Raw genomic sequence first — 2,249 nt, 5'->3', positions numbered from 1 at the left:
ACCTAATCTTCGTCTTGTTAAGGGTGCATACAAAGAATCACCTGAGGTGGCTTTCCCAGAAAAGAAGAATGTCGATGAAAACTATAAAAACATTATCCGGATGCATTTAGAAAATGGAAATTATACGGCCATTGCTACGCATGATGATGCGATCATTGAATACACTAAACAGTTGGTAAAGGAATATAATATTCCCTATGATCAATTTGAATTTCAGATGCTGTTTGGAATCCGAAATGAACGGCAGCTTGAACTTGCTGCTGAAGGATATAAAATGCGAGTCTACGTTCCATATGGAACAGATTGGTATGGTTACTTTATGCGGCGGCTTGCGGAAAGACCAGCAAATGTAGCGTTTGTTCTGAAGGGAATGTTTAAATAAAGATAAAACGGAACCAAGCATTCATGAGACTTGGTTCCGTTCAGCTTATTTTTTATATTGATTGTTTTGACTGTTTACTTTGTTTTTTTCCTGTTGTTCACCTGGTCCAGCATTTCCCTTAACACTTGCAGCGCTGACCGCACCTTTTGAGGGATTTCGTTTACGTTTCATCTTGTATTCACCTCCGCCTTTATTATTTTTTCTAATGCGGGATTATTTACTCGGATTCAGCAGAAAGAAATAAATGTAAAAAAATAAACATTTTTTGGGTACTTTTGATTGCGAAATCTTCTGGAATATTCTATATTTGTAATAGGAATAAATTGTTGATATTTTTTTGAGATAAAAATGAATGAGCATTCATTCAATACATTATGTAAGGGGGATTTAAACTTGGTTCGACAAATACGAAAGGCTGCTGTTTTAGGGTCGGGAGTTATGGGATCAGGGATTGCAGCACACCTTGCGAACATCGGCATTCCAACTTTATTATTGGACATTGTACCTCGTGAATTATCCGAGGACGAAAAGAAAAAAGGACTTACTATTGATGATAAACAAGTACGTAATCGCTTTAGCCAATCAGCGATTACAAAGCTTCTTAAACAAAAACCAGCTCCGCTTACATCAAAAAAACACCTTGCGCTCATCGAGGCGGGGAATTTTGAAGATGATTTACAACGACTAAATGAAGTGGATTGGGTTATAGAAGTTGTGGTTGAAAATCTTGCCGTTAAGAAGGATGTCTTCACTAAGGTTGATCAATTCCGAAAACCAGGCAGCATCATCAGCTCCAATACTTCTGGGATTTCAATTGAAGCCATGGCAGAAGGACGTTCGGAAGACTTCCAGAAAAACTTCTTAGGCACACATTTCTTTAATCCACCGCGTTATTTGAAACTGCTTGAAGTCATTCCAACGAAGGCAACTGATCCAAACGTTCTTACCTTTATGAAACAATTTGGTGAAGATGTTCTTGGTAAAGGGGTAGTAGAAGCGAAAGACACGCCAAACTTCATTGCCAATCGAATTGGTACGTATGGATTGCTTGTAACTGTTAGAGAAATGCTGAAAGGCGGTTACAGTGTCGGTGAAGTGGACTCAGTAACAGGGCCGCTGATTGGCAGAGCAAAAAGTGCTACATTCCGTACACTTGATGTGGTCGGACTAGATACGTTTGCACATGTTGCCAAAAACGTGTACGACCAAGTTGACGGCGAAGAAAAAGACGTATTTACTCTGCCGGACTTTGTGACTAGTATGCTGGATAATGGTTGGTATGGCAGTAAATCTGGTCAAGGATTCTTCCTTAAAAAAGGAAAAGAAATTCTTGAATTAGATCCAGAAACCTTAGAATATGTGGCAAGGAAAAAATTAAAAGCTCCATCCGTTGAGATGGCCAAACAAGCAAAAGGCCTTGGGAACAAAATGAAAGCGCTTGTATATAGTGAAGATCGTGCTGGTCAGCTTTTATGGGACATTTTAACCCCGGCTCTTCTCTATTCAGCTGAACTTACTGGAGAAATTGCTGACGATATCGTTTCTATCGATCAGGCGATGAAGTGGGGCTTTGGATGGTCAACGGGTCCATTTGAAACATGGGATAGCATTGGTCTAGAAAAATCTGTTGCCCGCCTTGAGCAAGAAGGTAAAAAGGTTCCTCAATGGGTGAGTGAAATGCTGGCAACTGGCTTCACTTCCTTCTATAAGGAAGAAGATGGCGTTATTTCTTACTATAACAATGGTGAATACAAACCATTGCAGGAAAATCCAAAAGTTATCAATTTAAAACAAATAAAAAAACAAAAAGGTGTCATCAAGAAGAACAGTGGTGCGAGTCTAATTGATATCGGCGACGGCATAGCAC

3 protein-coding genes are annotated in these 2,249 nt (G+C 39.5%); 2 read left to right on the top strand and 1 reads right to left on the bottom strand.

Annotated features, from left to right (window positions below; all coding sequences use genetic code 11):
* A partial coding sequence (locus tag AC52RT_RS05485) for a proline dehydrogenase family protein (protein WP_495539819.1) occupies window positions 1-382 on the top strand: 382 nt, incomplete at its 5' end.
* Between the two features lie 45 nt (window positions 383-427).
* Here the strand turns inward: AC52RT_RS05485 and AC52RT_RS05480 are convergent.
* Window positions 428-553 (bottom strand): YuzL family protein, encoded by a 126-nt coding sequence (locus tag AC52RT_RS05480; protein WP_081704954.1) that lies wholly within the window; start codon window positions 551-553, stop codon window positions 428-430.
* Between the two features lie 267 nt (window positions 554-820).
* Here AC52RT_RS05480 and AC52RT_RS05475 point away from each other — a divergent pair.
* Window positions 821-2,249, top strand: a 1,429-nt coding sequence (locus AC52RT_RS05475; RefSeq protein WP_495539820.1) for a 3-hydroxyacyl-CoA dehydrogenase, incomplete at its 3' end; no start/stop codon positions are given.

The sequence above is a fragment of the Peribacillus sp. genome (genome assembly GCF_059453735.1).
The sequence above is the reverse complement of the archived record's forward strand: the minus strand, read 5'-3'. Positions and strand labels throughout refer to the sequence as shown.

What these genes read in the sequence shown, in the direction of transcription:
- AC52RT_RS05480 (WP_081704954.1), bottom strand. Translation starts at nt 553, where the DNA reads ATGAAACGTAAACGAAATCCCTCAAAAGGTGCGGTCAGCGCTGCAAGT.